Origin of the sequence: Streptomyces sp. NPDC005811, assembly GCF_040630405.1 — a bacterium.
GTDB lineage: Bacteria > Actinomycetota > Actinomycetes > Streptomycetales > Streptomycetaceae > Streptomyces.
Window position 1 is genome coordinate 44,515 of sequence record NZ_JBEXXK010000058.1, and the last position, 26,436, is coordinate 70,950.

A 26,436-nucleotide genomic window follows, 5' to 3' on the forward strand; every position below is an offset into this window, starting at 1 on the left:
GTGTCACATCGGCCCGGCCCGCTCGGTCTACCTGGTGACGGACAACTAGCAGAGGCAGTCATGCGAGAGATTCTGATCGTCGGCGGCGGCTACGCGGGCTTCTACACCGCCTGGGGCCTGCAGAAGAAGCTGCGTCCGGGCGAGGCGCGGGTCACGGTCGTCGACCCGCGCCCGTACATGACCTATCAGCCCTTCCTGCCCGAGGTGGCGGCCGGTTCGGTGGAGGCGCGTCACGCCGTCGTGTCACTGAGGCGGCACCTGCGCGGCACCCGGCTGGTCTCGGGCACCGTGACCGGGATCAGCCACGCGGACCGCACGGTGACCGTCCGCCCGGTGCGCGGCGACACCTACGAGCTGCGCTACGACACCCTCGTGGTCACCGCCGGCGCGGTGACCCGCACCTTCCCCATTCCGGGACTCGCGCGGCAGGCCATCGGCCTCAAGCACGTGGAGGAGGCCGTGGCGATCCGTGACCGGCTGATGACCGCGTTCGACCAGGCCGCGTCGCTGCCGCCCGGCCCCGAGCGGCGAAGGCTGCTCACCGTCACGTTCGTGGGAGGCGGGTTCTCCGGCGTGGAGGGCTTCGGTGAACTGCTCTCGCTGGCGACCGCGATGCTCAGGTCCTATCCGGAACTGACCGTCGACGACCTGTCCTTCCACCTGGTCGAGGCCCGGAACCGCATCCTGCCCGAGGTGGGCGACAAGCCGGGTGCCTGGGTGGTGCGCCACCTGGAACGCCGCGGCGCGCACATCCATCTGAACACGCAACTCCTGTCCGCGGAGGACGGCCACGTCGTTCTCTCCGACGGAGCGGAGTACGACTCCGAGCTGATCGTCTGGGCCGCCGGCAACGCCGCGAACCCGGTCGTGCACAACCACACCGACCTGCCGCTCGACGAGCGGGGCCTGCTGCTGGCCCGCGCCGATCTCCGCGTGGGTACCGACGCCGAACCCGTGCCGGACGTATGGGCCGCCGGCGACGACGCGTCGATCCCCGACCTGGCCTCGCCGGTGCCGGGCGCGCGCACGGTGCCGAACGCCCAGCACGCCGTACGACAGGGCAGACGTCTCGCCCGGAACCTCGTGGCCGACCTGCGCGGGCGGCGCGTCCGGGACTACCGCCACGGCAGCCTGGGCGTGGTGGCGACGCTGGGGCTGGGGCGGGGCGTCTTCCAGTACAAGGCCCTCGTCATCAAGGGGTTCCCGGCGTGGCTGATGCACCGGGGGTACCACGTGCTCGCGGTGCCCAGCTGGGAACGGAAGATCCGCGTTCTGGCGGTCTGGCTCACCGCGGCCCTGACCGGCCGGGATCTTGTCTCTCTCGCCTCCGTCCAGCACCCGCGGGAAGCCTTCGTCACGGGTGGGCGGGCGCAGAACCCGAGTGCCGGCCGGGCGAAGGAAGGCAGCACGACATGACCATGTGGGGTTCTCGTCTCCCTTGGGGGTACGCCGTGGCCGCACGCGAGGAGGCCGCACGCGGCCTGCCCGACATCGAGGGTTTCCTGTATCGGGAGGCCCACAGGGGAGCCGCGCACCGTCGCGTGGCGCACTTGACCGCGCGTGTGGAGGGACTCTCCCCCGAGCAGAAGCGGGACATCGAACAGTGGTACGTCGACGAGCAGCAATATGTCGCTCGCATGGTGACCGACCACATCGCCGAGCGGGTCGGCGCGATGGAGGCGCACCACCACGTCAGGATCCGGCATTGGCTGCGGGGAACACTCACCGGGATGGCGCTGATCACCCTGATGATGATCGTGTGCGTCGTGGTGATCGTCGGCTCGTCGCGGTGACCGACGGGCGCTAGGAGCGCCCGCTGCGGTACAGGCCCCTGCCGGCCCGCTGGATGCGGGAGGAGGCGACGAGACGGTCGAGTGTGCTGCGGACCGCGTTGATGGTTCCGCTGTCGGTGTCACGGCCCAGCGCCGCCGCGACGTCACGGGCTCGTACCTCGACGTCACCCACCTCGGCGAAGTACGCCAAGATCTGCTCGGTGAGCTTCCCGTACGGGTCCACCTCGGTGGCGGCGACCGGAGTGACCAGCGCGCTCTCGAGAGCGCCGAGGGCCCGCTGTACCGAGCCGAGATGTGCCACGACCGCCGCCAACTCCCGTTCCAGCGCCTGTTTCTGGAACTTCAGCCGGGCCAGTTCCTCCTGAAGGCCCTCGGCGGTGGCCTCGATGCTGTGTGCCGTGCGGCTCGCGGAGACCATCGGTTCTCCCCTCCTCAACCCTTGTCCCCATCATATGCAGTGCTCCGCGTGTCAGACAGAACATCTCCGTGTCTCGAAACAGTGTGATTTCGCAGGTCTGTGAAAAACATCGTCCCTTTCTGTCACAGGCGACCATCGGTCGCGGTCCATGCAGCGATGAGCCGGAGCAACGGAGGCCATGGATCATGTACGTCGAACCGTCCCCCACCACACCCGACGACCTCGAGGACGCTGTCGCCGTCTTCGTACACCACCGCAGGCGGCTGTTCGGGATCGCCTACCGCATCCTCGGGAGCACGGTCGAGGCCGAGGACGTGGTGCAGGAGGCATGGCTGCGCTGGCAGAAGACCGACCGCTCGGTGGTGCTGAACCCCGCGGCCTTCCTGTCGAGCGCCACGACCCGCCTGGCCATCAACGTCGCGCAGTCGGCGCGCGTGCGCCGGGAGACGTACATCGGACCGTGGCTGCCGGAGCCCGTCGACACGAGCGCGGACCCCGAGGTGGGTGCCGAGCGCGCGGAGGCGGTGGAGATGGCGCTGCTCCTGGTGCTGGAGAGACTGACTCCCGTCGAGCGCGCCGCCTATGTACTGCGCGAGGCCTTCGACTACGCCTACGCCGAGATCGCCGACATACTCGAAGTCAGCCTCGTCAATGTGCGGAAGATCGTCAGCCGTGCTCGTCGGCACCTGCTGGACGAGCGGCGGAAGACCGTGGACGCGGCTGAACACCGACGCCTCCTCCACGCCTTCGTCTCAGCGGCCACGACGGGAGACGTGGCGTCACTGGAAGCCCTGCTCACACCCGATGTCGTCAGTCTCTCCGACGGCAACGGCATGCGGGGCTGTGCGCGCGTACCGGTGCTGGGCCGTGCCCGGGTGGCCAGGCTCGCGGCCTACCGGCAGTTGTGGCGGGAGGCTGTGCCGGAGCTCGTCGATGCCAATGGCGCCACGGGGGTACTGGTCCACCGGGACGGGCGGACGGTCGCCTTCATGACCGCGGCAGCCTCGACACACGGCATCCACCAGGTGCTGTGGGTGTTCACGCCGGGCAAGATCGCCGCTTTCCTCGATTCACGTTCCCGTTTCGCGGCCACCTCCGGTCTCCCGTAGGGCTGGATTCCAGGACCGCAGTTTGTCGGGGTTGAGCATGACCCAGACCTGGGCGACACGGTCGTCCAGGACGTCGAGCCCGATGACAGCGGCGACCGCGTGGCCGTAGCGGGCGACGAGGCCGGTCCGGCCGTTGACGGAATGGGTGGTCAGGGTGGTGTGCGGGCTTCGGGCCAGGAGTGTCAGAAGGCTGTCGGCGACCGGCCGACAGCCGTGGACCGGTCCGGTCAACGCCCGCACCTTGCCGCCGCCGTCGAAGAACGCCGTCACGTCCGAGCACAGCAACGACGTGAGCAGCGCGCCGTCGTCGGTGACGCACGCCCGGTGCACGGCACGGACGACGGCGTCATGCTGCCGCGGTGTCGTGGAGCGGGTGCGCCGCAACCGCAGCCACTGTCCGGCCCGCTCGGCGAGTTCGGCGAGCTCCGGCTCCGTGCGGCCCACGATGTCGGCGACCGTGCCCGGGGCCATCCCGAAGGCACGGAACACGAACGCCGCGCGCTCGGCGGTCGACAGCGACTCCAGCGCGTTCAGCACGACCCGACCGGCCTCCTCCGCCACGTCCTGCGGCCGTGCCCCGCGCGCCTCCTCGTGGCCGGCCGCGCCCCGGCCGGTCCGTGCGAGCCGGTCCAGGCAGATCCCGCCCACGGACTTCGCCAGCCAGGACCGGGGGACGGTGACCCGCCGACGTGCCGCGTCGGACAGCCCGTACCACCGCTGATACGCCTCGTCGACGACGCTTTCCGCCGCGCCCGGGTCGCCCAGCATCCAGTGGGCGACATCGAGCAGGAACCGACGCTCCTCCCACAGCTCGTCGATCGACACCGCATCGCTCCGGTCCATGGGGCATCCTCGCTCTCGCTCGTACTGCCCCGCACGCGGCAGGGGCGTCGGCTCACCCCGTACGACCGGGAACCACCGGATCGTGTGACACGACGCGTCGCGGCCGTGTGTCACACATACGCCGGCTGCCCGGTCCTACAGGACAACGTCGTACTTCCTTTCCCCTGACTTGTGAACGAGGTGACCATGCCATGCAGTGGCGTGAGCGGGCAGCTTGCCTGCGCGTAGATCCCGAGCTCTTCTTCCCCATATCCCCCATCGGTCCCACGCTTCGGCAGATCGACGAGGCGAAGGCGGTGTGCGGCCGTTGTCCCGTCGCCGAGCAGTGCCTCGACTGGGCCGTGCGGATGGGACGTGTGGACGGCATCTGGGGCGGAACGACGGAGAGCGAACGCCGTGCGATGCGAGGGACCGGGATGCGGGTGGCAGTTCCATGAACAAGGGCGAAAGGGTCGCCGCCTGGGCCGACCGACGTTCCGGCGTCCGCCGGCTGGTCAGAGAAGGAGCGCGACGGGCGTTCCCGGACCACTGGTCCTTCATGCTGGGGGAAATCTGTCTCTACAGCTTCGTCGTTCTCATCGTCACGGGCGTGTATCTGAGCTTCTTCTTCCATCCGTCGATGAAGGAGGTGCGGTACGACGGAAGTTACGCACCACTACGCGGCCAGATGATGTCGGAGGCCTTTGACTCGACCCTGCGCATATCCTTCGACGTCCGCGGCGGTCTGCTGATCCGGCAGGCCCATCACTGGGCGGCATTGGTCTTCGTCGCCGCCCTACTCGCCCACATGATGCGGGTGTTCTTCACGGGCGCCTTCCGCAAGCCGCGCGAACTCAACTGGCTGATCGGATTCCTGCTGCTGGTTCTCGCCATGTTCGCCGGGCTGACGGGCTACGACCTCCCGGACGACCTGCTGTCCGGCACCGGCCTCGCCGTGGTGAACGGAACGATCCTGTCCATTCCCATCGTCGGGACCTACCTGTCGATGTTCCTCTTCGGCGGCGAGTTCCCCGGCGACGAGTTGGTGGCGCGCTTCAACACCATCCATGTGCTGGTCATCCCCGCGCTCATGGTGGGACTGCTGACCGCCCATCTGGTCCTGATGCTCTACCACAGGCACACCCAGTACCCAGGCCGTGGACGTACCCCCAGCAATGTCGTGGGGGTGCCGGCCAAGGTTCGCGTCGTCAAGTCCTCCGGGTACCTCCTGCTGGTGAGCGGTGCCGTGTTCGTCATGGCCGCGGCCGTACAGATCAACCCCGTCTGGAAGTACGGGCCTTACCGTGCCGACCAGGTCTCGGCCGGGTCGCAGCCCGACTGGTACATGGGCGTGGCGGACGGGCTGCTTCGGGTGATGCCGGGCTGGGAAATCGACTTCTGGGGTCACACCCTGGCACTCGACAACCTGATTCCCCTGACCGTGGGTGTCGGTCTCTTCCTCGCCCTGGGTGCCTATCCGTTCATCGAGTACTGGGCGACCGGCGACACCCGCGAGCAGAACCTGCTCGACCGACCACGCAACCGTCCCGTGCGAACGGCACTCGGCGTCGCATGGCTCAGCTTCTACCTGGTGTCCCTGATCGGCGCCGCGAACGACATCATCGCCGTCCGTTTCCATGTCTCGGTCGAGTCGGTGACGTGGGCCGTCCGCATCGGACTCTTCGTCGCTCCCGCCGCGGCCTATGCACTGACCAAGCGGCTGACGCTCGGCCTCCAGCGCAGCGACCGCGACAAAGTCCTGCACGGACGCGAGACCGGCGTCATCACCCGCATGCCCGACGGCGCGTTCGTCGAGGCGCACGAGCCGCTCAGCCAGGAACGACTCCACCTCCTCACCCAGCACGAGCAGTACCGGCCGATCGATCCCGGTGTCCGCCCTTCCCGGCAGCTGCGTTCCCGGATCAGCGAGCTCCTCCACGGAGAGGGCACGCAGATCACCAAGCCGACCGCGCAGGAGTACCGGGCGCTGCACAAGGAGCGCACCGACGACCATGCCTAGGCGGACGCCGCCTCGCCCGCGAGACGTATGGTGCGGATCTCCTTGCGGGAGGTGACGCCGAGCTTCGAGAACACCTTGCGCAGATGCCATTCCACCGTGTGGGGGCTGATGAACAGCTGGGCACCGACCTCGGAATTCGTGAGACCGTCCCGGACCAGGCGGGCGATCTGCTCCTCCTGAGGAGTGAGGGCAGCCTGCGCCGCGGCGGGATGCTTGCGGACCCTCGCTCCCGTCGCCCGGAGTTCGCGGCGCGCGCGCTCGGCGAAGGCCCCGGCTCCGATGTGGCTGAGCATGTCGTGCGCGGTGCCCAGCTGAGCACGGGCGTCGGCTCGGCGGTTCTCGCGGCGCAGCCATTCCCCGTACACCAGATGGGTCCGGGCGAGGTCCATCCGCACCCCCGCGCCACCGAGCCGCTCGATCGCCTCGCGGTACAGGGCATCGGCGACCTGTCCCTCGCTCACCTGAGCGCGGACGGCGGCAGCGGTGCCGAGCACCCACTCGGTACCGCCGGCCTGCGCCATGTCCGTGATTCTGCGCACCGCGGCGGCCGCCTCCGTGTGTCTGCCCAGTCGTACGGAGGCCTCGATCAGCTCGACCGTGGACTGGATGGAGAGACCGAGTTCCTCCGGGTTCTCGCAGCCCCGCAGAGCGGCCGTAAAGGCTTCCGCGTACCTGCCGAGGCCGTTGTAGAGCACCGCCGCGGCCCACTGTGTGGCGGTCTCCACCTTGCCCTCCCCGCGCAGCAGAAGGTCCTGGGTGACCGCGGCGATCGCCTGCCGGGTCGCGGCCTCCCTCCCCTTCCAGGGCTCGACGACCAGCGCGCTGTAGTGCGCGAAGAAACTGCTGCCGGTCGCCTCGCCGATCGCCGTCGCCTCCGCGACCAGAGAGCCGGCACCGGCGAGATCGCCGGCGAAGACCCGGTTCGACAGCCGGAGCAGGAGCGCCGACGGCAGCACCGACAGGGCTCCCGTCCTGCGTGCGAGGTCGACCAGCCGTGCCGAGAGCACGGACCAGCTCTCGAAGTCCCATGTGCTGTGGGCCAGGCGGCAGGCGAGCGGGAGCCAGCCGAGCCCTTCCTTCGGCGTGATCCCGCCGGTGCGGAACGCGGCCAGGGCCTGGAGCAGCATCGGCGTGCCCGCGGCGTAACCCTCGGTGGTCAGCAGCGCCTGGCCGTCCAGAAGGAGATCGTCGCGTGTCGGTTCGGGGGGCGTGGGCGTCGCGAGAACGGCCTCGGCCACTTCACGGATCCCCTCGCCGTGCGGCAGCCGACCGGCGGTGAGGGCCGCGTAGATCGCGTCCCGGTACGTCTCCCGGGCGAGCCCGGCGTCGAGCGGCTCCAGTCGTCTGGCCGCTTCGAGCAGCAGCGGCAGGCCGGCGCCGGCGCTGTTGGAGGCGGTCATGATCCGACCGCGCAGCAGGGTCGACCGTGCGACTCCGAGATCGTCGAGGGGGCCCAGCTCGGCCGCGCCCGCCAGTTCCCGCGCGGCGTCGAAGGCGCCGGCCTGGTATTTGGCGTGTGCCGCCGCCAGCGCCCTGGTTCCCCGGCGCGTGGGGTCGGGCGTCAGCTGGACGGCCCGGTCGAGGAAGGCCGCCGCCGCGGCGACCCCGCCACGTGCCTGCGCCCGGTCCGCCGAACGCTCCAGCTCGGCGGCCACCGCCTCGTCGGGTCGCACCGTCGCACGCGCCAGATGCCACGCCCGCCGGTCCGGATCGAGCTGGGCGTCGGTCACGTCCGCCAGGGCTCTGTGCACCTCGCGCAGGTCGTCCGGGCCCGCCGCGCGATAGGCCGCCGAACGCACCAGCGGATGACGGAAGCGCGCCCAGGCGCCGAGGGCGATCAATCCCGACGCCTCGGCGTCCGCCGCGGCCACGTCCACGGCGATGCCCAGACGCTCGGCCGCCCGCCTGAGCAGCGTCACGTCGCCGACCGGCTCGGCGGCGGCGACGAACAGCAGGCGTTGCGTCTCGGTCGGCAGCGCCTGGACGCGGCGGAGGAAACCCAGCTCCAGGCGGTTCGTCACCGGCCCCGCGCCGGGGCGCCCGACGTCGCCCGCCGGGTCCAGCGCGGTGAGCGCGTGCGGCAGTTCGAGCAGGGCGAGCGGATTGCCGCGGGTCTCCGCGACGATGCGGTCACGCACCCTGCGGTCGAGCGGGCCGGTGACGACCGAGGCGAGAAGCTTGCGGGAGTCGTCCTCGATCAGCCCGGACACCGTCAGTTCGGGAAGTCCGGTGAACACCTCGCCGGTGGCCGGCTCGCGCACGGCGACGGCGAGCACCACGGATTCCGCGAGCAGCCTGCGGGCGACGAACTCCAGAGTCTGTACCGAGACCCGGTCCAGCCACTGCGCGTCGTCGATGACGCAGACCAGCGGTTCGCTCCCGCCGAAGTCCGAGAGGAGGCTCAGCGTGGCCAGACCTACCAGGAACCGGTCGGGCGCGCCCCCGCCGTGCAGCCCGAACGCCGTCCGCAGTGCGTCGCGCTGGGGCTCCGGGAGGTTGTCGAGTCCTGACAGCAGTGGCGCACAGAGCTGGTGCAGGCCGGCGTAGGACAGTTCCATCTCGGACTGGACGCCGACAGCGCTGACGGTACGGCATCCGGTCGCGCGCGCCCGCAGGTACTTCAGCAGCTCGGTCTTCCCGATCCCCGCTTCACCTCGCAGGACCAGGACCCCGCTGCGCCCGTCCCTGGCGCCCGCCAGCAGGTCGTCGAGGGCCCGACGCTCGTTCCGCCTGTCGAGGAGTCCGGCTCCGGAACCGCGGCTCGTCATGGCAGCCTCCCACGTCAGATCCTCCCGGCGGGGCGTCGGCCGGTGCCTTGCCGGATCACTGCGGCCGTGGTGCGACCGAGGCGAGCCGGGTCCATCGTAAACGGCTGAGATCTTTCGACGCCGAGCACACGTGGTGGATCGGGTGCCCGGCCCGGAACGACGGTGCGGACGGGTCGGCCACGGACCCGCCACGGCACGACCACGCAGTCCCCTACGGCCGTCCAAGGGCGCGCCGGGCGGCCTTCGGGCGCGACATTGATGCCGGCTGCCGTTCGAGCTGCTGACCCACGGAGCAGAGGAGCCGGACGTGGACATGCATCCGACCGAGACCGGGCAGAGCCGCGAGACGGCGGGTACGTCCGTCATCGCGCTGGACGACGCGACCTTGGTGTTCGTACGGGCCAGGCCCGGACTGCTCACCCTCGCCAGGCAGATCGTCGGGAACGCGCACGAGGCCGAGGACGTCATCCAGGAGACCTGGCTGCGGTGGCAGGGCGCCGACCGCACGGCTGTCTCCAACCCGTCGGCTCTGCTCAGGACGACCGCCGTCCGGCTGGCCATCAACGTCGTCCAGTCCGCCTGGAAGCGCCGGGAGTCCTGTGCCGGCCCCTCGCTCCCGGAGCGGACGGACCCCGAGGCGAACCCCGAAGCGGTGGCCGAGCGTCAGGACGCCGTCGAGCGGGCGGTTCTCCTGCTGATGGAGACCCTGACTCCGAGCCAACGTGCGGCGTACGTCCTGAGGGAGGGGTTCGGCTACCCGTACGACCGGATCGCCGGGATCCTGCGGCTCAGCGTCGTCAACACTCGGCAGCAGGTCGTCCGCGCCCAGCGGCGGCTCACCGGGGACCACCGCAGGCAGCCGGTCGACTCCGTCGCGTACCGGCGTCTCGTTCAGGCGTTCCTCTCGGCAGCCCGGACCGGTGACCTCGGGCACCTGGAAGAGGCGCTGTCGACGGATGCGGCAGGTGTCAGCGACCGGCGATCTCCTCGGGACCACAGGGCGTGTGCCGGTCCAGTGCGGTCGCGATGACGTTCATGCGCGCGCCGAGGTCCGCGAGTTCCTGGCGCAGTTCCATGACCCGCATACGCAGCTCGGCGGCTTCGGTGGTCAGTGACGCGCATGTCGCTGCGAGATCGACGCGGTCCTCACCGATGAGGGACATCGTTTCTCCATGACCTTGCGTGTGAGCGGAGCGATCCCTTTCTCCGGAGGGATGAACGCCGCCCGTCGACGAAATAGGGCAGGGGTGGCCCTCTCCTTTCGGTGAGAGCCACCCCGGGGAATTACTTCTGCTGTGCGAGCCAGTCGGCGAACTTCGTCCCGCCCCGCTGGGCGTCCGGGGCCGGGAGAAGGGTGTCGTCCTGCAGCGGGGCGCCCCAGTACGTCGCCTGCGGGTCCGTGACGATCTTGCGCGGGTCGTTCAGGGCGGTCAGCCCCATGCGGATGAACTCCTCCAGCTGGAACACCTCGGGGCCGCCGACCTCGACCACGCCGTCCACCGGCTTCCCGACCGCGGTGCGGCCGACGGCCGCGGCCACGTCGTCGGAGACGATCGGCTGGATCTTGGCATCGGGCAGGTGCACGGTGTCACCCTCGGTGACCCCGTCGGCGAGTCCCTTCGCGAACTCGAAGAACTGGGTGGCGTGGACGATGGAGTAGGGGTTGCCGGACGCCCTGATCAGATCTTCCTGGACCTGCTTGGCCCGGAAGTACCCGCTCCCCTGGAGGCGGTCGGTGCCGACCACGGACAGCGCCACGTGATGGGCCACACCGGCCTCCGTCTCCGCCTTCAGCAGATTGGTCGTCGAGGTGCGGAAGAACTCCATGACGGCCTCGTCCTCGAACGAGGGCGAGTTCGACACGTCGACCACGACCTGCGCGCCCTGCAGGACCTCGGCCAGCCCCTCGCCCGTCAGCGTGTTGACGCCGGTGTTGGGCGACGCCGCGACCGCCTCGTGCCCGTGCTCGCCGAGCCTGGCGACCACCTTCGAGCCGATGAGCCCGGTTCCACCGATCACTACGACCTTCATGACGACATTCCTTTCGGGTTTCCCTGCTGCTTGTATAAGCGCCTGTATAAGCGCCTGTATAAGTAGAGACCGGGTACCGGATCTGCCTGTGACACCTCCTATTCGACGAGTTTGCCGGTGGTCGAGACGTCCTGCATCAGGGTGGAAATCTCGTCGGGGACGGCCGGAATGCTCTCGCGGGTGACGCCCGTCTTCGGGGACCACACGAGATTCACCCGCAGAGCGGAATCCAGGCCGGGGTAATCGCTGCGGTTGTGACAGCCGCGCGTCTCGCGTCGCTCCAGAGCGCATTCGAGGGTGGCCCGGGCCGCGAGGGCGGCGGACTTGAGGTCGAAGGCGTGCGCGAGGTCCTGATAGCCGGCGATGTCCGGGTGGATGCCGACGTCCTGCATCCTCTTCTCGATCACCGCGAGTTCCGCCAGTCCCGCGCGCAGGCCGTGTTCGTCGCGTACGACGCCCGCGTGCTCGGTCATGGTGTTGCGGATCGCGCGTTGCAGGGCGCGGACGTTCTCCGGCCCGTCGCCGTCGAGGAGTCCGTCGATCTCGGCGCGGGCCTCCGCGACGGCGGACCGCGACCGCGGCTGGGCTGTCAGGGACTGCGAGTACGCGGCGGCGGCCTGCCCGGTGAGGCGGCCGTAGACCAGCAGCTCGATGAGGCTGTTCCCGCCCAGACGGTTGGCGCCGTGCAGCCCGCTCGACGCCTCACCGATGGCGTACAGGCCGCGCACGTCCGTGCTGTGGTCCTCCGGACGCACCCACACCCCGCCCATCGAGTAGTGCGCGGTGGGCGCGATCTCGATCGGCTCGCGGGTGATGTCCAGCATCTGCAGGTCGAGCAGGGTCTGGTAGACGCGGGGCAGGCGCGTCATGATCGTCTGCCGGGGCAGGTGCGAGACGTCGAGCCACACACCTCCCCTGGGGGTGCCGCGCCCCTCCTTGATCTCCGTGTACGCGGCGAGGGCCACGCGGTCGCGGGTGGACAGCTCCATGCGCTCGGGGTCGTAACGGTTCATGAACCGTTCGCCGAGCGCGTTGCGCAGGATGCCGCCCTCGCCCCGGGCGGCCTCGCTGACCAGCGTGCCGGCCGCGTTCTCCGGCTCGATGATGCCGGACGGGTGGAACTGCACCAGCTCGGCGTCCCGCAGCCGGGCCCCGGCCTCCACGGCCAGCCGGAAGGAGTCGCCCGTGTTCTCGTCGCGCCGAGAGGAAGTGCGCCGCCAGATGCGGGTGTGGCCACCGGCGGCCAGGACGACGGCGTCGGCGTGGATCAGGTAGCGCCTGCCGCTGGTCAGGTCGAAGCCGTACGCGCCGAACACGGTGCCCTCGTGCACCAGCAGACGAGTGATGTACACCCCTTCCAGCACGGGGATGTCGAGCTGCTCCGCGCGCCTGATCAGCGTGCGCTGGATCTCCAGGCCGGTGTAGTCACCGGCGAAGGCGGTCCGCCGGAACGTGTGCGCGCCGAAGAAACGCTGCGAGATCCGGCCGTCCTCCTCCCGGGCGAAGGCCATGCCGTAGCGCTCCAGGTCGTCGATGCCCCGGGCGGCGCCCTGGGTGACGATCTCCACGGTGCGGGGATCGGCGAGGAGGTAGCTCTCCTTGAGGGTGTCGGCGGCATGCTGTTGCCAGCTGTCCTCCGGGTCCATGGTGGCGAGCGCCGCGTTGATGCCCCCGGCCGCCAGCGCCGTGTGCGCGTCCTCCTTGGGCCGCTTGCCGACGGCGAGGACGTCGACGCCGGCCTCGGCCAGTTCGATCGCCGCGCGCAGACCGGCACCTCCGGTGCCGATCACCAGCACCATGGTGGCAAGACGTTGTTCGGTGACAGCCACGGTCCACTCCGATCGCTGGGGTCTTCATCCGGTACGACCGGACGGTCCCGCGATCTGTGACACCTCTGGGCCGCCGTCGCCCCGGGAGGCCAGGGTGATGGTGGTCGGCGTGCCGTGCCAGGCCATCCTGGCGTAGGGGCACAGTGCGTCGGCCCTCCGCAGGAGCGGGGTGGCGACGTCACGGGTGACGCCCGGCCAGTGGACGACGAGGTCGATGTGCAGGACGTAGCCGCCGTCCTGCGGACTGCGGCCGAACGCCACGGTCGTCTCGACGGATATCGGGGCGGGGTCGAGCCCGGCCCGCCGTGCGACGAGGCTCAGCGCGCCGTGGAAGCAGGCCGCGAAACCGGCGGCGAACAGTTGTTCGGGGTTGGTCCCCCGGCCGTCCCCGCCGAGTTCGACGGGCAGGCGCAGGTCGAGGTCGAGGGTTCCGTCGTCGGAGCCTGCCCTCCCCGAGGCTCTCCCGTGGGCCGCCGTCCCGCCGGTCACGGTCACCGTCGTGGTGTACAGGGGAGCGAAGGCATCACCCTCGAAGTCCTTCTCCGTGGACAGGTCGGGCGGCTGGGTCGGTTCGGTCATCGAGCACACCTCGGTGTGTGGGGGTCTCGGACCACTGGTTGACCGGCGAGTCACCGGCGGTGTGACGACCCGGCCCGTTCAGCCGGCCAGCGATGTCACGTAACGCGCCAGTTTATCCGGATTCATGACCCACAGGGCCCGCTCGATGCCACGCTCCGAGATGTCGAGGGTCAGCAGCACCACGGCCGTCCCGCCGGCCGAGACGAGGGCGGCCGGCGCGCCGTTGGCCTCGACCCAGTCGATCTCCTTCTGCGGCCAGAAGCGCGGACCGAAGGCAGCGAGGTAGCGGGAGACGTGCACCAGGCCGACGACCGGGATCCGGGACGCCCCGCGCAGCCCGTTCCCGTCGGTGTAGCTGACCACGTCCTCGGTGAGGATGTCCTCCAGCACGGCCAGATCGCCGGTCTGCGCCGCGGTGAGGAACACCTCCATCAGCCGTCGGTGCTCGGTGGCGCCGACGGGCTTGCGGCGCTCCGAGGAGATGCGCTTGCGCGCCCGGCTCACCAGCTGGCGTGTGTTGGTCTCGCTGGTCTCCAGCATGCCCGCGATCTGCTGGTAGGGGTAGTCGAAGGCTTCCCGCAGCACATAGGCGGCCCGCTCCACGGGGTTCAGTCTCTCCAGGAGGAAGAGAACCGCCAGGTCGAGGGCCTCGGCCCGCTCGGCGCCCACCTGCGGATCGGCGCGCGTGTCGATCGGCTCGGGCAGCCAGGGACCGACGTACGACTCGCGCCGCACCCTGGCGGACTGCGCGAGGTTGATCGCCAGCCGGGCGGTGACGGTGGCGAGGAACGCCTTCGGGTCGCGGACCGCGCCACGGTCGGTGTGCTGCCAGCGCAGCCATGCCTCCTGAAGGACGTCCTCGGCCTCCGCGGTGCTGCCGAGCACGCGGTAGGCGATGCCGAAGAGCCGGGGCCGCTCCGCCATGAACACCTTCGTGGCCTCGTCGAGGGAGTCCGTGCCGTCCCTCATACCCATGCGTGCCGCCTTCAGTTCCGACCCGTTCGCGCAAGCGCTTGCCCATGGTACGCGGGCGGGTCCCGACCGGGCGGAGCACGTCATGCTCGTGCCAGTCGTACGGCCAGTACGGACGGGTCCGGCCGTTCGGGCAGCGCGATGAAACCTTCCTCCTCCAGTTGCGCGATCATCTCCGCACGCGTGGCCGGCCACAACCAGAACGTCTCGTCGTGCCGACGCAGCACCCGCCCGTCACCGCGCACCCAGTAGTCGAACCGTGCCCGGATCCGGTCCACGTCGGCCGACGTCACCATGCGGCCCCCGTACTCGTGCCGGCCGACCGTCCGGGTCGGCAGCACATGGGTGGTCGTGTGACGCGGCAGACGAGCCGGTGGCAGCTGGACGAGCAGCACCCCTGCGGGTACGAGCGCCCGGGCGACGGCCGGCCACAGCGCCCGGCGCGACGCCGGGTGCAGGCAGGCCACGGTGTTGTGGCAGACGGCCACGTCCGCCACCCCGTGCAGCCCGGTCTCGTCGAGCCCCTGCGGGTGTACCGTCACCCGCGTCGTGAGCTCGGCGTTCAGGGATGCCAGACGCGTCATCAGCGGGGTACGCATGGACCGGGCGGGCTCCACCGCGTGCACGGGGACCCGCGACTCCAGGAGGCTCATCAGCGTGACCCGCCCGGTGCCCGCGCCGACGTCCAGCACGCCGACCCGGGCGCGGCGGACGTCGTCGCGGTAGAGCGCGCGCACCCGGATCTCGTCCCGTTCGGCCTGCAGAAGGTCGTAGAACTCCGCGCTGATCGCATAGGCGTCCTGTCGCTCCCGCCCGGGAGAATCGACCGGTGACGGGTTCAGGACGGTCATCCGCGCCATCCGTACCGCTCGCGGGCCTGTCCGACCGCCTCCGGACCGACCTCCCCGGCGCGTGCCAGCCGGTCCAGGGCGGCGATGACGATCGACTCGGCGTCCACACGGAAGTAACGCCGTGCGGCGTCCCGGGTGTCCGACAGCCCGAAGCCGTCCGTGCCCAGTGACGCGTAGTCGTGACCGACCCACTGGCTGATCTGGTCGGGCACCTGCCGCATCCAGTCGCTGACCGCCAACACCGGTCCGGGCGCGTCCGCCAGCGCCGCCGTCACATAGGGGACGCGTTCCTCACCCCGCAGCCGCGCCCGGTCCGCGTCCAGCGCGTCGCGGCGCAGTTCCGTCCAGGAGGTCACCGACCAGACGTCGGCGTGGACGCCCCACTGGGACACCAGCAACTCCTGGGCGTGCAGCGCCCAGTGGATGGCCGTACCGGAGGCCAGCAGCTGGATCCGTGGTTCCGTCCCGGCGGCCTCGGCCGCCTGCCGGAACCGGTAGATGCCCCGCACGACACCTTCCTCGACCCCGGGCCCGGCGGGCATCGCCGGCTGCTCCTTGGGTTCGTTGTAGACCGTCAGGTAGTAGAAGACGTCCTCGGGCCGCTCGCCGTACATGCGGCGCAGCCCCTCCCGCACGATCACCGCGATCTCGTACGCGAACGCCGGGTCGTAGCACACGGCGGCCGGATTCGTGGACGCCAGCAGATGGGAGTGCCCGTCGGCGTGCTGCAGCCCCTCTCCCGTCATCGTGGTACGGCCCGCCGTCGCGCCGATGACGAACCCCCGCCCCATCTGGTCGGCGAGCGCCCAGAACTGGTCACCGGTGCGCTGGAAGCCGAACATGGCGTAGAAGATGTAGAACGGGATCATGGGTTCGCCATGGGTGGCGTACGACGTCGCCGCAGCCGTGAACTCCGCCATGGAACCGGCTTCGGTGATGCCCTCGTCGATCAACTGGCCGTTCCTGGCCTCCCGGTAGTAGAGCAGCTGGTCCGCGTCCACCGGTTCGTAGGTCTGGCCGTCCGCGGAGTAGATCCCGGCCGTGGGGAACAGGGACTCCATGCCGAACGTGCGGGCCTCGTCCGGGATGATCGGCACCCAGCGCGGTCCCGTCCCCCGGTCGCGCATCAGGTCCTTGACCAGGCGGACGAGGGCCATGGTGGTGGCCACCTCCTGGTTGCCGAAGCCCTTCTCCAAAGCCTCGAAGGGGCGGGCCGGCGGTTGCTTCAGCGGCTTGGCCACCACCCTGCGCACAGGGGCCGGGCCGCCCAGCGCCGCTCGCCGCTCACGGAGGTACCGCACCTCCTCCGCGTTCTCGCCGGGGTGCCAGTACGGCACCACATCGCCACTCAACGCGCTGTCGGGGATGGGGAGTTCGAGCAGATCACGCATCTCGCGGAACTGCGCCATGGTCAGCTTCTTCATCTGGTGGTTGGCGTTGCGCGACGCGAAGGCCGAGCCGAGCGCGTGCCCCTTCACCGTCTGGGCGAGGACGACCGTCGGCGTGCCCCGGTGCTCGACCGCGGCCCGGTAGGCGGCGTAGACCTTGAGCGGTTCGTGCCCGCCCCGGGAGTTCTCGAACAACTCGGTCAGCCGGCTGTCGCTCAGCCCCGCGGCGAGACCGGAGAGCGCGTCGCCCGTGAAGAAGTGTTCCCGAAGGTACGTGGCGTCCCGGGCGGCGTACGTCTGCAGCTGGGCGTCGGGCACCTCGCCGAGGCGGTGCACCAGGGCGCCTGTGGTGTCCTGCCTCAGCACGGGATCCCAAGCCTCGCCCCAGAGGGACTTGACCACGTTCCAGCCCGCACCGCAGAATCTGGCCTCGAGCTCCTGCACGATCTTGGAGTTCGCCCGTACGGGCCCGTCCAGGCGCTGCAGGTTGCAGTTGACGACGAAGGTGAGGTTGTCGAGTCGCTCACGGGCGGCGAGCGCCAGCGCGGCCGTCGACTCCGGCTCGTCCGTCTCACCGTCCCCGAGGAAGGCCCAGACACGGCACCGCGAGGTGTCCTTGATCCCCCGGGCGTGCAGGTAGCGGTTGAACCGGGCCTGGTAGACGGCGGCGAGCGGGCCGAGTCCCATGGAAACGGTCGGGAACTCCCACAGCCACGGCAGCCGCCGGGGATGGGGGTAGGACGGCAGCCCGTGCCCGTCGGCCTCCCGCCGGAAACCGTCCAACTGCGCCTCGCTCAGGCGCCCTTCGAGGAACACGCGGGCGTAGATGCCCGGCGAGGAATGCCCCTGGAAGTACAGCTGGTCGCCCGAGCCGTCCCCGTCCTTGCCCTGGAAGAAGTGGTGGAACCCGATCTCGTACAGCCAGGCCGCCGAGGCGTAGCTCGATATGTGGCCGCCGAGCCCGAAGCGGGAGCCGCGGGTCACCATCGCCGCCGCGTTCCACCGGTTCAGGGCGGTGATCCTGGACTCCATGGCGACGTCACCGGGAAAGACCGGCTGCGCCGACGCGGGGATCGTATTGATGTAGTCGGAGGTCAGGAGCCCGGGCAGGGACACACCGGACCTGGCCGCGAACTCGTGCACGCGTCGCAGCAGGTACACGGCCCGTTCCGGCCCGGCTTCCCGCACGACGGCGTCGAGCGACGCCTGCCATTCGGCGGTCTCCTCGCCGTCCTGGTCGGGTAGTTGGTCGAGCTCACTCATGTGCTGCTTCCTGTCGGAGCGGGGGGGAGGAGGCGGTGGGGTGCCGACGACGTCATCGCCGCGCGAGCCACTCGGAGAAGGTCTCGTGCCCCAGGTGGGCGTCCGCCCCGGGCAGCAGCACCCGCTGCCCGGGCATCGCCCCGAAGAACGGGGTGCGGGCGTCGCAGACCACCTCCGGCAGGTAGCCGCGCGCGGCCAGCAGCTTCGCTGCGAGGTCGTCGAAGCGGTGCTCCTCCGGGCCGGCGACCTCCAGGACACCGAACAGCGGTACTCCCACGGCGACATGGGCGACCGTGGCGGCGACGTCGTCCGTCGACACGGGGCGGATCAGGACGGGCGCGACATGCACGACGTCTCCGCACGTCGCCGCGCGCGACATGTACTCCACCGACTCGAAGAACGGTGTGGCACGGACGATGGAGTAGGGCAGGGGCGAGCGCCGCACCTGCTCCTCCTGCAGTGCCTTCGCACGGAAGTAGCCCGTCCTCAGACGTTCGGCCCCCACGACGGACAGGATCACGTGATGTCCGGCGCCCGCCCTCGCGGCGGCCTCCAACAGGTTGTGGGTCGCCGTACCGAAGAACTCCAGGCTCTCCGGCTCCTCACGGGAGGGCGTGTCGGTGACGTCCACCACCACATCGGCGCCGCGCATGGCCTCGTCGAGGCCCTTCCCGGTCGTGGCGTCGACGCCCGCACCGCGTGACAGGCCCACGACCTCCACACCATGGTCCCGGAGCCTGGCGACCGTCCTGGAACCGATCAGGCCGGTGGCTCCCGCCACAACTACTCGCATTCCGGACGCCTTCCCGTCGAGGGGTCGGTGACCCCGCCGATGCTTCGTGAGGTGGCGGCGACATCAGTCGCTCACACCACCTAGGACAGGGCTCGTGCCCACGTTGTGACACTGAGGTGGTCGCGGGTGTCACGGATCCATCCGGAGCCCGGTCATCACTGGAGACGGCCATGGCAGCCATGGCCGGGTGTGAATCCGAGGGAGGCCGACACATGTCGGACAAGGACTCAGCGCAGGAGACCGGAGCGCGGACCGGGTCGGAGGGGTGGAAGACGGCAGCGAAGATGCTCCAGGACACCGCTCCGCTCACCGTCCCCGAGGGCGCGTCGGCGATGACCATCTTCGTCGAGTGGGAGCCCGGAGACCCGGGGTCCCCGCCTCACCGCCACTCGGGACCGGCGTTCGGCTACGTCGTCGAGGGCGCCGTCCGTTTCGAGCTCGAGGGCGAGCCCGAGCGCGTGATCGAGGCGGGCGGGACGTTCTGGGAACCGGGCGGCGACGCGATCCACTACCAGGACGGCAACGCGCTGACCGACGCGCGCACCCGGTTCGTCGTGACGATGCTGTGCGCGCCGGGCAAGCCCATGCTCGAACTGGTCGAGGAGGAGGAACTGGCCCGGCGAGCCCCTCTCCGCGCCCCTCGGCCCACCGGCTGACCACCCGCGTACAAGGCAGAGACATGACCGCCGCTGATGTCGTGAACGGCATGCTGACAGCGCTGTTCGCGGCCGCGGCCGTCCACGGGCTGCGGCAGGCCGTGTCGGCACGAGGCTCCGGATGGCCCGGCCGGGGCGACGGTCTCCTGCACACCGTCATGGCGTCGGCCATGGCGGTGATGCCGTGGCACCGGATCGGCGAAGGGCCCTCACCGGGGTGGACGGCCTTCTTCTTCGCCGCCGCGGCACTGTGGTTCCCGTTGACCGCGCTCCTCGGCCGCCGCGACCCGGGACGGGCCGGCCTCGTGCGCGGCTCGTCCCACACGGTCGGCATGGCCGCCATGGCGTGGATGCCGCTGCGGCACGGCGACCTCACGGACGCCCGGACCGACGACGTGGTCACCGGCATCCTGACGCTCTGCCTGCTGGCCCATGCCCTCCGTTCACTGACCCGGGACATGCCCACACTGCGTGGGGCTCCGGGCAGCGTGGGCGCCTCCACCGACCTCAAGGGGCCCTGCGACCGCTTCTGGCACGGATCGACGGCCATGGGAACGGCCGTCATGCTGCTCATGCACCACTGACACCGTGCGCCGGACATCCGCTACCCTGCGGGCTCGAGCCTGACGATCACGCTCTTCGACGTGGGGGTGTTGCTGATGTCCGCGACACTGTCGAGGGGGACCAGGACGTTGGTCTCCGGGTAGTAGGCGGCGGCCGAGCCCCGGGGGGTCGGGTAGGCGACGACGCGGAAGGCGTCGGCGCGGCGTTCCGAGCCGTCGGTCCAGATGCTGACGAGGTCGACGAGGCTGCCGTCGTCGAGGCCGAGGTCGGTCAGGTCGGCGCGGTTGACGAGGACGACGCGACGGCCGCCCTTGATGCCGCGGTAGCGGTCGTCCATCGCGTAGGGAATCGTGTTCCACTGGTCGTGCGAGCGCAGGGTCTGCAGGACCAGGTGGCCCGCGGGCGCCTGGAGCATCGCGAAGTCGTTGGCGGTGAAGACGGCCTTCCCGGCCGGGGTGCGGAACACCTTCTCGTTGACCGGGTTGGGCAGGCGGAAGCCTCCCGGGCGCCGTACCCGCGCGTTGAAGTCCTCGAAGCCGTCGACGACCCGGGCGATGCGGTCGCGGACGAGGTCGTAGTCGGCCTCGAAGTCCGCCCAGGGGACGTCCGCTCCCGCGCCCAGTGTCCTGCGGGCCAGGCGGCTGATGATGGACACCTCGCTCAGCAGGTGCGGGGACGCGGGGGCGAGGCGGCCGCGGGTCGTGTGGACCTCGCTCATGGAGTCCTCGACCGTCATGAACTGCTCGCCGCCGGCCTGGATGTCGCGGTCGCTGCGGCCGAGCGTGGGCAGGATCAGGGCGGTGCGTCCGCACACCGCGTGGGAACGGTTGAGCTTCGTCGAGATGTGCGCGGTCAGCCGGCAGGTGCGCAGGGCGCGCTCGGTGGCGTCGCTGTCGGGCGAGGCCCGGACGAAGTTTCCCGCGACGCCGAGGAACAGCTTGGCCCGTCCGTCGAGCATGGCCCGGATGGAGTCGACGGAGTCCAGTCCGTGCCGGGTCGGCGCGGTGAAGCGGAACTCCCGTCCGAGCCGGTCCAGGAACGGCTGCGGCATGCGCTCCCAGATGCCCATGGTGCGGTCGCCCTGGACGTTGCTGTGCCCGCGCACCGGGCAGACGCCCGCCCCGGGCCGGCCGATGTTGCCGCGCAGGAGCAGGAAGTTCACGACCTCCCGGATGGTCGGCACGCCGTGCTTGTGCTGGGTCAGCCCCATCGCCCAGCAGACGATGACGCTGCGGCTGGCCAGCACCCGCTCGTGGACCTGCTCGATCTCGTCCCTGGTCAGCCCGGTGGCCTCCAGGACCGCGTCCCAGGACGTCCGGCGGATGTGCTCGGCGAAGGCGTCGTAGCCGGTGGTGTGCGCCTCGATGAAGTCACGGTCCAGGACCGTGCCGGGCTCCTTGTCCTCCGCCTCCAGCAGGAGCAGGTTCAGGGCCTGGAAGAGGGCGAGGTCGCCTCCGGGCCGTATCTGCAGGAACTGGTCGGCGATGTCCGTGCCGCGGCCGATGATCCCGCGGGCCTTCTGCGGGTGCTTGAAGCGCAGCAGTCCGGCCTCGGGCAGCGGGTTGACGGCGACGACACGGCCGCCGCGGCGCTTGGTCTCCTCCAGCGCGGACAGCATGCGCGGGTGGTTCGTGCCGGGGTTCTGTCCCACGACGAAGACGAGGTCGGAGTCGTAGAGGTCGTCGAGGCTGACGCTGCCCTTGCCGATGCCCAGGGTCTCCCCCAGTGCCGAGCCGCTGGACTCGTGGCACATGTTCGAGCAGTCCGGGAGGTTGTTGGTGCCGAAGGCCCGGGCGAAGAGCTGGAGCAGGAAGGCCGGCTCGTTCGCCAGCCGCCCGGAGGTGTAGAAGAGGGCCTCGTCCGGGTGGTCCAGGGCGCGCAGCTCCTCGGCGAGCAGATCGAGGGCCTCGTCCCAGCCGATCGGCTCGTAGTGGGTCGCGCCCTCGCGCAGGACCATCGGTTCGGTGAGCCGGCCCTGCTGGTTGAGCCAGTAGTCGGACCGGCGGCTGAGCTCGTCGACGGAGTGCTGCCGGAAGAAGTCGGCGGTCACCCGCCGGGAGGTGGCCTCGTCGGCGATGTGCTTGGCGCCGTTCTCGCAGTACTCGTTGCGGTGCCGCTTGCCCGGCGCGGGCTCCGGCCAGGCGCAGCCCGGGCAGTCGAAGCCCTTGGCCTGGTTGATGTTGAGCAGGGTCAGCGCGGTGCGCTTCGGCGAGGTCTGGCCGAGGGCGTACTGCAGCGCGTGCACGACCGCGGGCGCACCGGTCGCCCAGGTCTTGGGAGCCGACACCGACAGCTCGGCCTCGTCCGGTTCGTCGAAGTCCCGCATCGCCCACCACACCCTCTCCGTCCAGGGCGGCGAGGGTGCTCACCGGCGTCCGGCGCATCCGGCCAGGAGCGGGGCGACCCGCGCGTCCTCGGACCCGCACGGGCGCGGTCCACCCCGCCCACCGTTCGCGGCACACTCTGCGCCCGTGCGCCGGGGCAGGTCAAAGCGGAAGTTCCGATCGGCTGACAGGCGGCACCGATCAGCGCAGCGTGACCCGCCCCGCACGGCCGGGAAGGGGGGATCATGTGAGGCGTGCTGCTGCGCCAACTCGAATACCTCGTCGCCCTCGCCCGGGCCCGCCACTTCGCGAAGGCGGCCCAGTCGTGTTACGTCTCCCAGCCGACCCTGTCCGAGGGCATCCGGAAGCTGGAGGACGAGCTGGGCATCCCGCTGGTCCGGCGCGGGCGCCGGTTCGACGGCCTCACGCCCGAGGGCGAGCGGGTCGTCCTGTGGGCGCAGCGCATCCTCGCCGACCGCGACGCCATGCACGGCGAGATCCAGGCCCTGCGCGCGGGGCTGAGCGGGCGGCTGCGCATCGGCACGGTCCCGACGGCCTCCACCGCGGTGGCGCTGCTGACCCAGCCGTTCTGCGCCGCCAACCCGCTGGCCACCGTTCAGGTGTTCGCCGACCTCCGGGCCGAGGACATCGTCGGCCGGCTCCGGGCGTACGAACTCGACGCCGCCGTGACCTACCACAGCTCGGTCGCCTCGCTCGACTTCACCTTCGTACCGCTCTACCAGGAGCGCTATGTGCTGCTGACGCAGCGTTCCACGCCCGACTCCCAGCCCGCCAGGATCTCCTGGGCGGAGGCCGCCCAGTACCCGTTGTGTCTGCTGCACCCGATGATGCAGGGCCGGCAGGTCCTCGACGCGGTGTTCGAGGCCGTGGGCGTGTCGGTGACGCCCCGCATCGAGACCGACTCGATCGCCTCGCTCTTCGCGCAGGTCAGAACCGGTCAGTGGGCCAGCATCGTGCCGCACGCCTGGCTCCATGTCTTCGGCGTCCCGGTGGGCATGCACGCCGTGCCGCTGACCCACCCCCTGCGCACCGAGCGCATCGGCCTGGTCCTGCCGGCCCGTGAACCGGTCTCCGTCATCGGGCAGGCGCTGATCGACGCCGTGGGGCAGGCCGACATCGCGGCCACCCTCGAACAACCCCCTCATCAGGCCACTTCCCCGGCCCGGCCGCCGACGCGGACCTGAACGCGTCGGCGGCCCGGGCGGGGCGGGCGCTCGCCTACGCCTCGATGTCGAGCGCCGTGCCGTACAGGCGGTCCACCTTCAGCCGGACGACCACCCTGCGCTCGGCGACCAGCTGCTCCAGGAACGCGGTGTCGTCCTCCGGCCTCGCGGCCTGCGGAATCATTCCGAGCAGTTCGCGTCCGACCTCGTCGCCGGGGACCGTCGTGGGCTCGGAGACCTCGGCCTCGCCCTCCGCGACGGCGAACGACCACACGTCACCGCCCGACACGTGCAGCGCCGCGCGCGGGTTGCGGCGCAGATGCCCCGCCTTGGCCCGGTCGGCCGTCGTCGAGAACCGCACGACACGGGCTTCGGCGTCCCAGCTGTACACCATGGTGGTCAGATGGGGATGGCCGCTGCTCCGGACGGAGGCGAGCGTGCCGAACTGCTGCCGGCCGAGCAGGTCGGAGAGGGCTTCGTCGGACAGGGCGCGGGGTGCTGGTCGCTGAGTCATGAAGGGATCAACACCCTTGGCCGTCCCGTCATTTCATCGATCGTCCGTTCAGAGCTTGACGGCGGCGGAGCAGTTCCCGATCCCCGTCCGGCAGATACGGACGGACCACAGCGAGCGGGCCCCCGTCACATACTGGTCGGCCGAGGTACAGACCATGTCGCCGTACCACCGCCAGCTGGTGTCGTCCGTGTCCTTCACCTGGAAGCGCGCACAGTGCCCGTCGGTGAGCGGGTCATGGGCGTGCAGCGACCAGTCGCCGTTCCCGACGTAGGTGACTGTGCCCGCGGCACCGGTCGTGCTCAGGCTGTACGTCAGCGCCTGGGCGGGAACGGCCCAGAAGCCGACCAGGGCGGTGGCGGCCGATACGGCGACCACGGCCAGCCTCTTCGGCACCGATGTGTGTGTTCTGTTCTTCATCGTGCTTCCCCCTTCACTGGGCGTTTCTCTTGAGCGGACGGCCGGTCAGGGGCAGGAGGCGGTGCCCTGGTCCTGGACGTGCGCGTCGGCGTTGTCCCCGACCTTCACCCAGAGCGCGGCCTTGCCCCGGCGGTCGTAGGTGCGTGTGAAGTCGGACTGCCCGGTGCGGACGAACTTGACCTTGTAGCACCAGCCGGCGTCCACGCGGAACGCGTCCCAGTCCTGGTTGTACGGCGTGTGGCCGCCGCGTGCCGTGAGGTTCATGGTCTTCTGGCTCACCCCGTCGGACGCGCACCTCGGCTCGGTGGCCGTCGAGTCGCCCGTGCTGTCGTCGGCCCGGCACCAGTTGAAGACGGCCGTGACCCCGTAGGCGCTGTCGTTCACCGTCGTCGAGCACAGGCCGAGCGTGCAGCCCGTGCCCGCCTGGGCGGTCGGCGCCGCCCCCAGGACGGCGGCGGCGCCGAGCGCCCCGGCGACGATGACCGACCGGACCCGACGGGTGCCGAGCCGCTGGGCCGTCAACTCTTTCGCGTGCATGTTCTCGCCTTCCCTGACCGGTGGCGACCACCCGGGACGCGACCGTCCGTGCTTGGTGACGCCACGCTGGACCATCGACCTTGCGCAAACCTTGCCGCACAGGCCGGGCGATGCCCCGGTCCGGACAGACGGTCGGCGATTCCCCGGCGGATCGGCCTCAGGGAACCAGCACCAGCCTCCCGCGCACCCCGCCCTCCGCCAGCCGGGCGTGTGCCTTGGCCGCCTCCTCCAGCGGGTAGGTCTCGGCGACCCGGAGCGTCAGGGCGCCCTGGTCCACCAGCGCCGCCAGTTCGCTCAGTCGCGCTCCGTCGGCGGTGACCGCGACGGCCGTGGTCCGCACCCCGCGCACCGGGGCCGGGTGCGCCCCGGGCCTGACGCCCACGTACACGCCCCCGTCCCGCACCCACTCCAGGGCCGGCTCACCGAGCACCGCCGCGTCCAGCACACCGTCGACCCCGCCCGCGCCGACCGTGCCGGACGTGAAGTGCGCGGCCCCCAGGGAACGTACGAATTCCTCGTCGTCCGGCCTGGCCAGCGCGGTCACCGCGATCCCCCGCCGGGCGGCGAGCTGGACGGCGAAGCCGCCGACCGCGCCCGCCGCGCCGGTGACCAGGAGCGACTGCCCCTCGGTCAACTCCAGCAGATCCAGGGCCTGTACGGCGGTCAGACCGTTCAGCGGCAGGGTCGCGGCGTGCACCGCGTCCACCGTGCCCGGGGCCTTCGCCACCGCGTCCGTCCCGACGACGACGTACTCGGCGTGCGTGCCCGCGGGCCGCACCATGCCGGGGTCCAGCGCCACCACCCGGTCACCGACGCTCCAGGCGGTGGCCACCCCGGTCGCGTCCACGGTCCCGGCGACGTCCCAGCCGAACCCGATCTGCTTGCCCGCGCCCCCGAAGAACCCGGCCCGCACCCCCGCGTCCACCGGGTTCAGCGCGGCCGCCGCCACCTTGATCCGCACCTGCCGGGCACCCGGCTCCGGCACCTCAGCCTCCACGACCTCGACGGCCTCGGGCCCACCGAAATTCCGTACCACCGCAGCGCGCATGACAGTCAACTCCCTTGGATGTGGCGGCTGTTCACGGCGGCTTCGGTCCGCTTCCCGCTCAGCCGCCGCCCACGACCCTAGGAAGAGCTACTATCCATTCGGAAGTAGTTACCTGAGAGTGCGTACGTACCCCGGAGGGAAGCGATGGCGACCACGACCGCGGTCCAGCGGCGCGAGCAGGCGCGCGTCGAGTACGACGCGTTCCTCCGGGCCTGCCCCACCAACCAGCTCCTCGACCGGCTCAGCGACAAATGGGTCAGCCTTGTCGTCGCCGCCCTCTCGGCGGGCCCCATGCGCTACAGCGACCTGAGCCGCAAGATCGCCGGGGTCAGCCCGAAGATGCTGACGCAGACCCTGCGCATCCTCGAACGCGACGGCCTCCTCACCCGGACCGTCACCCCGTCCGTCCCGGTCCGCGTCGACTACGAGCTGACCTCGCTGGGCAGCAGCCTGGCCGTCCTGCTGACCGCGGTGAAGGCCTGGGCGGAGACCCACATCGAGGAGGTCCACGGGGCCCGCGAGCGCTACGACACCGCCCGTCAGGACACGTAGTGCC

Annotated in this window: 26 protein-coding genes; 10 read left to right on the plus strand and 16 right to left on the minus strand. The window is 70.7% G+C overall.

Translation table 11 applies throughout. The features are described from left to right. Positions 1–60 precede the first annotated feature (60 nt). Complete coding sequence (locus ABZ490_RS42170) at positions 61–1,416, plus strand: NAD(P)/FAD-dependent oxidoreductase (RefSeq protein ID WP_359002928.1); 1,356 nt, start codon at positions 61–63, stop codon at positions 1,414–1,416. A 35-nt stretch (positions 1,417–1,451) separates the two neighbouring features. Beyond that, positions 1,452–1,793 carry a hypothetical protein gene (locus tag ABZ490_RS42175; protein WP_359002930.1) on the plus strand — a complete coding sequence of 114 codons (342 nt, stop codon included), beginning with the start codon at positions 1,452–1,454 and terminating at the stop codon, positions 1,791–1,793. Positions 1,794–1,803: 10 nt separating this feature from the next. On the opposite strand, the gene ABZ490_RS42180 is transcribed toward ABZ490_RS42175, so the two are convergent. After that, entirely contained in the window at positions 1,804–2,211 is a 408-nt protein-coding gene (locus tag ABZ490_RS42180) for a hypothetical protein (RefSeq protein WP_359002932.1), read from the minus strand. Positions 2,212–2,396: 185 nt separating this feature from the next. On the opposite strand from ABZ490_RS42180, the gene ABZ490_RS42185 reads away from it, so the two are divergent. Then, the gene (locus tag ABZ490_RS42185; RefSeq protein WP_359002934.1) at positions 2,397–3,320 is read left to right on the plus strand and encodes a sigma-70 family RNA polymerase sigma factor; all 924 of its coding nucleotides are present in this window, start codon (positions 2,397–2,399) and stop codon (positions 3,318–3,320) included. Here ABZ490_RS42185 and ABZ490_RS42190 read toward each other — a convergent pair. After that, positions 3,282–4,163 (minus strand): RNA polymerase subunit sigma, encoded by an 882-nt coding sequence (locus tag ABZ490_RS42190; protein WP_359002936.1) that lies wholly within the window; start codon positions 4,161–4,163, stop codon positions 3,282–3,284. The genes ABZ490_RS42185 and ABZ490_RS42190 overlap by 39 nt on opposite strands. A 191-nt stretch (positions 4,164–4,354) precedes the next feature. On the opposite strand from ABZ490_RS42190, the gene ABZ490_RS42195 reads away from it, so the two are divergent. Together ABZ490_RS42195 and ABZ490_RS42200 are read left to right on the plus strand one after the other, a co-directional pair. Further along, positions 4,355–4,600 carry a WhiB family transcriptional regulator gene (locus tag ABZ490_RS42195; protein ID WP_359002938.1) on the plus strand — a complete coding sequence of 82 codons (246 nt, stop codon included), beginning with the start codon at positions 4,355–4,357 and terminating at the stop codon, positions 4,598–4,600. After that, on the plus strand, positions 4,597–6,162 hold the full coding sequence (locus ABZ490_RS42200; RefSeq protein WP_359002940.1) for a cytochrome bc complex cytochrome b subunit: 1,566 nt from the start codon (positions 4,597–4,599) through the stop codon (positions 6,160–6,162). Before ABZ490_RS42195 ends, ABZ490_RS42200 begins: the two co-directional genes overlap by 4 nt. On the opposite strand, the gene ABZ490_RS42205 is transcribed toward ABZ490_RS42200, so the two are convergent. After that, the gene (locus ABZ490_RS42205; RefSeq protein WP_359002942.1) at positions 6,159–8,930 is read right to left on the minus strand and encodes an AAA family ATPase; all 2,772 of its coding nucleotides are present in this window, start codon (positions 8,928–8,930) and stop codon (positions 6,159–6,161) included. The genes ABZ490_RS42200 and ABZ490_RS42205 overlap by 4 nt on opposite strands. A 313-nt stretch (positions 8,931–9,243) precedes the next feature. Between ABZ490_RS42205 and ABZ490_RS42210 the strand changes: the two genes are divergently transcribed. After that, positions 9,244–9,960 (plus strand): sigma-70 family RNA polymerase sigma factor, encoded by a 717-nt coding sequence (locus ABZ490_RS42210; RefSeq protein WP_359002989.1) that lies wholly within the window; start codon positions 9,244–9,246, stop codon positions 9,958–9,960. Here the strand turns inward: ABZ490_RS42210 and ABZ490_RS42215 are convergent. From ABZ490_RS42215 to ABZ490_RS42250, 8 genes are all read right to left on the minus strand, one after another. Beyond that, positions 9,899–10,093 (minus strand): hypothetical protein, encoded by a 195-nt coding sequence (locus ABZ490_RS42215; protein WP_359002944.1) that lies wholly within the window; start codon positions 10,091–10,093, stop codon positions 9,899–9,901. The genes ABZ490_RS42210 and ABZ490_RS42215 overlap by 62 nt on opposite strands. A gap of 121 nt (positions 10,094–10,214) precedes the next feature. Then, the gene (locus tag ABZ490_RS42220; protein WP_359002946.1) at positions 10,215–10,961 is read right to left on the minus strand and encodes an SDR family oxidoreductase; all 747 of its coding nucleotides are present in this window, start codon (positions 10,959–10,961) and stop codon (positions 10,215–10,217) included. A 98-nt stretch (positions 10,962–11,059) separates the two neighbouring features. Next, positions 11,060–12,760: an FAD-dependent oxidoreductase gene (locus tag ABZ490_RS42225; RefSeq protein ID WP_359002991.1), complete on the minus strand. Its 1,701-nt coding sequence runs from the start codon at positions 12,758–12,760 to the stop codon at positions 11,060–11,062. A gap of 54 nt (positions 12,761–12,814) precedes the next feature. Then, positions 12,815–13,369 (minus strand): Ohr family peroxiredoxin, encoded by a 555-nt coding sequence (locus ABZ490_RS42230; RefSeq protein ID WP_359002948.1) that lies wholly within the window; start codon positions 13,367–13,369, stop codon positions 12,815–12,817. Between the two features lie 78 nt (positions 13,370–13,447). After that, positions 13,448–14,344, minus strand: a complete 897-nt coding sequence (locus tag ABZ490_RS42235) for an RNA polymerase sigma-70 factor (RefSeq protein WP_359002950.1) — start codon at positions 14,342–14,344, stop codon at positions 13,448–13,450. An 80-nt stretch (positions 14,345–14,424) separates the two neighbouring features. Beyond that, positions 14,425–15,192 (minus strand): class I SAM-dependent methyltransferase, encoded by a 768-nt coding sequence (locus ABZ490_RS42240; RefSeq protein ID WP_359002952.1) that lies wholly within the window; start codon positions 15,190–15,192, stop codon positions 14,425–14,427. Continuing rightward, positions 15,189–17,843 (minus strand): pyruvate dehydrogenase (acetyl-transferring), homodimeric type, encoded by a 2,655-nt coding sequence (gene aceE / locus ABZ490_RS42245; protein WP_359002955.1) that lies wholly within the window; start codon positions 17,841–17,843, stop codon positions 15,189–15,191. Before aceE ends, ABZ490_RS42240 begins: the two co-directional genes overlap by 4 nt. 52 nt (positions 17,844–17,895) lie before the next feature. Then, positions 17,896–18,636 (minus strand): NAD(P)H-binding protein, encoded by a 741-nt coding sequence (locus ABZ490_RS42250; RefSeq protein WP_359002957.1) that lies wholly within the window; start codon positions 18,634–18,636, stop codon positions 17,896–17,898. A 284-nt stretch (positions 18,637–18,920) separates the two neighbouring features. Here ABZ490_RS42250 and ABZ490_RS42255 point away from each other — a divergent pair, with 284 nt between their 5' ends. Both ABZ490_RS42255 and ABZ490_RS42260 read left to right on the plus strand, forming a co-directional pair. Then, the gene (locus tag ABZ490_RS42255) at positions 18,921–19,292 is read left to right on the plus strand and encodes a cupin domain-containing protein (RefSeq protein WP_359002993.1); all 372 of its coding nucleotides are present in this window, start codon (positions 18,921–18,923) and stop codon (positions 19,290–19,292) included. Positions 19,293–19,315: 23 nt separating this feature from the next. Next, complete coding sequence (locus ABZ490_RS42260) at positions 19,316–19,876, plus strand: DUF5134 domain-containing protein (RefSeq protein WP_359002959.1); 561 nt, start codon at positions 19,316–19,318, stop codon at positions 19,874–19,876. Between the two features lie 20 nt (positions 19,877–19,896). Here ABZ490_RS42260 and ABZ490_RS42265 read toward each other — a convergent pair whose 3' ends face one another. Then, positions 19,897–22,182: an FdhF/YdeP family oxidoreductase gene (locus tag ABZ490_RS42265; RefSeq protein WP_359002961.1), complete on the minus strand. Its 2,286-nt coding sequence runs from the start codon at positions 22,180–22,182 to the stop codon at positions 19,897–19,899. Positions 22,183–22,434: 252 nt separating this feature from the next. Here ABZ490_RS42265 and ABZ490_RS42270 point away from each other — a divergent pair, with 252 nt between their 5' ends. Beyond that, positions 22,435–23,385 (plus strand): LysR family transcriptional regulator, encoded by a 951-nt coding sequence (locus ABZ490_RS42270; RefSeq protein ID WP_359002963.1) that lies wholly within the window; start codon positions 22,435–22,437, stop codon positions 23,383–23,385. Positions 23,386–23,419: 34 nt separating this feature from the next. Here the strand turns inward: ABZ490_RS42270 and ABZ490_RS42275 are convergent, their stop codons facing one another. From ABZ490_RS42275 to ABZ490_RS42290, 4 genes are all read right to left on the minus strand, one after another. Then, positions 23,420–23,878, minus strand: coding sequence for a TIGR03618 family F420-dependent PPOX class oxidoreductase (locus ABZ490_RS42275; RefSeq protein ID WP_359002965.1), 459 nt, complete (start codon positions 23,876–23,878; stop codon positions 23,420–23,422). A gap of 48 nt (positions 23,879–23,926) precedes the next feature. After that, positions 23,927–24,295: a hypothetical protein gene (locus ABZ490_RS42280; protein WP_359002967.1), complete on the minus strand. Its 369-nt coding sequence runs from the start codon at positions 24,293–24,295 to the stop codon at positions 23,927–23,929. A 45-nt stretch (positions 24,296–24,340) separates the two neighbouring features. Then, complete coding sequence (locus ABZ490_RS42285) at positions 24,341–24,832, minus strand: hypothetical protein (protein ID WP_359002969.1); 492 nt, start codon at positions 24,830–24,832, stop codon at positions 24,341–24,343. Between the two features lie 157 nt (positions 24,833–24,989). Continuing rightward, on the minus strand, positions 24,990–25,880 hold the full coding sequence (locus tag ABZ490_RS42290) for an NADP-dependent oxidoreductase (RefSeq protein WP_359002971.1): 891 nt from the start codon (positions 25,878–25,880) through the stop codon (positions 24,990–24,992). Between the two features lie 144 nt (positions 25,881–26,024). Here ABZ490_RS42290 and ABZ490_RS42295 point away from each other — a divergent pair, with 144 nt between their 5' ends. Then, complete coding sequence (locus tag ABZ490_RS42295; RefSeq protein ID WP_359002973.1) at positions 26,025–26,432, plus strand: helix-turn-helix domain-containing protein; 408 nt, start codon at positions 26,025–26,027, stop codon at positions 26,430–26,432. Positions 26,433–26,436 lie beyond the last annotated feature (4 nt).